General features: G+C 60.1%; 5 protein-coding genes. All 5 read right to left on the reverse strand.

All coding sequences use genetic code 11. The features are described 5' to 3' along the window. Nucleotides 1–173: 173 nt before the first annotated feature. Entirely contained in the window at nucleotides 174–1,160 is a 987-nt protein-coding gene (locus V6C16_RS09085) for a beta-ketoacyl-ACP synthase III (protein WP_333536302.1), read from the reverse strand. A 15-nt stretch (nucleotides 1,161–1,175) separates the two neighbouring features. Beyond that, on the reverse strand, nucleotides 1,176–2,210 hold the full coding sequence (plsX, locus tag V6C16_RS09090) for a phosphate acyltransferase PlsX (RefSeq protein WP_333536303.1): 1,035 nt from the start codon (nucleotides 2,208–2,210) through the stop codon (nucleotides 1,176–1,178). Then, a complete protein-coding gene (gene rpmF, locus V6C16_RS09095) occupies nucleotides 2,210–2,392 on the reverse strand; it encodes a 50S ribosomal protein L32 (protein ID WP_333536304.1) in 183 nt (60 codons plus the stop codon). The genes plsX and rpmF overlap by 1 nt, the downstream gene beginning before the upstream one ends. A gap of 262 nt (nucleotides 2,393–2,654) precedes the next feature. Further along, the gene (locus V6C16_RS09100) at nucleotides 2,655–3,230 is read right to left on the reverse strand and encodes a YceD family protein (RefSeq protein ID WP_333536305.1); all 576 of its coding nucleotides are present in this window, start codon (nucleotides 3,228–3,230) and stop codon (nucleotides 2,655–2,657) included. A 106-nt stretch (nucleotides 3,231–3,336) separates the two neighbouring features. Next, nucleotides 3,337–3,798, reverse strand: a 462-nt coding sequence (locus tag V6C16_RS09105) for a LysE family translocator (protein WP_333543049.1), incomplete at its 5' end; no start/stop codon positions are given.

Consider the following 3,798-nt stretch of genomic DNA (forward strand, 5'->3'; position numbering starts at 1 on the left):
CGCCTTGGGCCGCATGCGCTGCCCGCTTATCCGGCGGTTTTGCCGGGCTGTTCCTGCGTTTTCCAGGGGCTGCGGTGAAGCCGACCGCGTCGCCCGGGCAGCAGAATATACGCCGTAAAGGCCGTAAAACGGTGGTAACACCGTTACGGACTCTTTATCAAAGCAAAAAAGACCTAGAAACGCAGCAGGGCTGCGCCCCACGTCAGGCCGGCACCAAAAGCGGTGACAAGTATGCGGTCTCCGGCCTTGATGCGCCCGGCTGCGCGGGCTTCTACAATAGCCAGGGGAATGGATGCCGAAGAGGTGTTGCCGTACTTGTCCACGTTGACGAAAACGCGGTCGCCGGTCATGTCCAGGCGGCTGCCCACTGCCTCAATAATGCGCATGTTGGCCTGGTGGGGAACCAGCAGGTTCACATCGCCGGTGCCGAGTCCGTTGCGGGACAGCACGTCTTCGCAGATGTGCACCATGTTGCGCACGGCATGCTTGTAGGTTTCGCGTCCTTGCATGGTGATGAAAAAATCGTCTTCGACGGGAGCGCCCTTGGCATAGCGGCTGCTGGTGCCGCCGCCCACCACAATGAGGTCGCGCTGCGTACCGTCGCTCTTGCAAACCACGTCTTCCACCCCGGCCAGCACGTTGGCGGAGGTTCCCGTGACTATGCAGGCGGTGGCCGCATCGCCGAAAAGCACGCAGGTGCTTCTGTCGCCCCAGTTCACACGTCTGGTGAGGGCTTCGGTACAGACAAAAAGAATTTTGGCTTCCGGCTGGTGAGCCAGCAGACTGCGGCAGATGGACAGGCCGTACAGAAAGCCCGAGCAGGCCGCGCCGAAGTCAAAGGCCATGACAGGCCCCACGCCGAGCTGCCCGGCAATGATGCAGGCCACGGAAGGCGAGAGCACGTCCGGGGTGCAGGTGGCGGCGATAACGTGGGTGAGTTCCGAAGGCTCCATGCCCGCATCGGCCAGTGCCTTGCGGGCCGCCTTGAGGCCAAGGTCAGAGGCATTCTCGTCATCAGCCAGTTTGTGGCGTTGTCGTATGCCCGTGCGGGAGACTATCCACTCGTCGTTGGTGTCCACCACCTTGGCGAGGTCTTCGTTGGTCAGGACCGCGTCCGGCACATGGGCGCTCAGCGCAAGCAAATGGCAGAGAGGATTCATTCTGTATACCGTCGGTTAGATAGCGCGGGAGAAGCGGGTAAGCTCTTCGTTTGCCAGGATGGTCTCGGCAAGACGGCTGTTGGTCCCCTTGCGTACAAAGGTGCCGCCCATCTTGATGGCATTGGTCATAGCCAGGGAACTGGAGCGGCCATGACAGACAATGGCAAGGCCCTGAAGGCCCAGCAACGGCGCGCCGCCGTATTCGGCGTAATCAATGGTGCTGGCAAAGCGTTTGAAAGCTCCCTTGGCAAGCATGCCGCCAAGGGCGGGCAACACGCCGGAAGTAAAGACTTTTTTGAGCATGCGCACAAGAGAGGCCGCAAGCCCCTCGCTCATCTTCACCACCACGTTGCCCACAAAACCATCGCAGATCACCACATCAAGGTTGCCGGTAAAGATGTCCCGCCCTTCGGCATTGCCCACAAAATTGAGGTTTTGGGCCATCTTCAGAAGTTCGTAGGCTTCTTTTACCTGGCTGTTGCCCTTGCCTTCCTCTTCACCGATGCTCAGCAGGCTGACACGGGGCGAGGCATAGCCCAGCAGATCGCGGGCAAATGCGTTGCCCATGAGGCCGAACTGAAAGAGGTGATAGGGGCGGCAGTCCACATTGGCTCCGGCATCAAGCACCACCACGGGATCTTTTTCCGTTGGCAGCAGCGCGGCCAGGGCGGGACGCTCCACTCCTTGGAGGCGTCCCATAATAAACATGCCGCAGGCCACCGTGGCGCCGGAGTGACCGGCGCTGACCACGGCGTCAGCGGCGCCTTCCTTGACCAGGCGGCAGGCCACCTGGATGGAGGAGTTTTTTTTGCGGCGCAGGATGTCCGAAGGTTTTTCGTTCATATGCACCACATCATCAGCCTGAACAATGTCGTAATGCACGTCCTTGAGGACAAGCTTTTCCAGCTCGGCCTCCAGCTTGGGGGTGTCGCCCACAAGCTGGACGTGCAAGTCGTAAAGACGGGCAGCCTCAATGGCGCCCGGCACCACCACGGAGGGACCGAAGTCCCCGCCCATGGCGTCCACGGCGATGATGGGGCGCTCGTTCATTACTCGTTTTCGCTTTTGGCGACTACCTGACGGCCCTTGTACGTGCCGCAGCTGGGGCAGACGCAATGGGGTACGGTAGGCTCCCCGCAGGAGCAGTAAATAACGGCGGGAATGGCCACACGGTCATGGGAGCGGCGCATCCCCTTGCGGGAGCGGGATTTTTTGTTCTGTTGCACAGCCATGATGTTCTCCTTTTCCGTCCTTTCGGACACATACAGCAAGGGTATGGCGGCCAGACCTGAAAAGAGGGTCCGCCCGCAAGACTCAGCAGATTAGTAAAAAATTCTGAAAATGTCTAGGCTCCGCGTACAGGAATCCGCCTGTACGCAGTGGCTTTTTACGCCCGTAAAGCCGGGGAGTAAAGGCCGTGGCCCGATCCGGTTTTTATTGCCCGAACCTGATCTGTTCCGGTTTCAGGTTGGGAAAAATCACCTCTGCCCAATTTCAGTTTTTATGCAGGGTAAGCCCGCGCAGAACCGCCATGCGGGGGTCGCCTTCATCGTGCGCGCAGGAGCACATACCTTCGTTGAGGTTGGCCCCGCAACCGGCGCACAGTCCTTTACAGGACGCTCCGCACAGGGGGGTTACGGGCAGGGCCAGGACAAGCTCTTCCCAGCAGATGGCCGCAAGGTCAAGCATGGGTACGTTGTTAACAAAAACAAGGCGGCTCCCGGCATCTTCGTCCTGAGCCTGCACGCCCGACAGGCTTGCGCCGCCGCCGGGGCCTTCAAAGTCGTCGTCGCCTGGCAGTTCCTCAAAATCCTCAAAGCGGGTGCTTATGGAAGACGGGGCGTCTTCGGCACAACGGCTGCAAGGCAGAACTACTTCGCCCGCAAGGGAACCACGCACAAGCCAGCCGCCATCGGTGGGCAGGACAGTGATGGTGGCGCTCAGGGGCTTGCTCACCCGGCATTCCATGCCGAATTCCTTCATGGGTTCCTGCCAGACGGCCGGGTCATCCAGTTGGAATTCTTTGCCTTCAGGCGGCAAATCATTAAGAGATATACGGTAATTCTGCATATTGCACCTCGAAAGTTGGACTACATACCTCTGCCAATACCTGTTGTCAAGAAATGCCGCAAGCCGGTGGCGGCCGATGATCACGGATACCGCCTTTCTGGCCCGGCTACTTGCCGCTGAGCAGCAGAAGCAGGGCCAGCCCCACGAAAACAAGGCCCGCCGCGCGGTGTATGAGTATCTGCCCGCCGGGGGATTTGTTGAACCACAGGGCCAGCCTGCCGCCAAGCAGGGCCACGCTGAAAAAAACCACAAGGGTCGCCAGCATGAACAAAAGGCCCAGGCTGAGAACCTGCAGGGCCATGCTGCCCCGTGAGGGGTCGCAGAACTGGGGCAAAAAGGCCAGGAAAAAAAGCGAGACCTTGGGATTGGTCACATTCATGACAATGCCGCGCCGGTACAGGGCCGCATAGCCGGGAAAGGGCGCTCCGCCTCCGCCGGTGAGAGCCAGTGAGGCCCCGGCCCTGAAGGAAAGCCAGGCAAGCCACAGCAGGTAGGCCGCGCCCACGGTTTTGAGCAGCATAAAAGCCGAGGGAGAGTTTTGGAAAATGGCGGCCACGCCCAGCGCCAC

It is taken from the genome of Desulfovibrio sp. 1188_IL3213 (assembly GCF_036763145.1).
In the GTDB taxonomy this organism is placed as follows: Bacteria; Desulfobacterota; Desulfovibrionia; order Desulfovibrionales; family Desulfovibrionaceae; genus Desulfovibrio.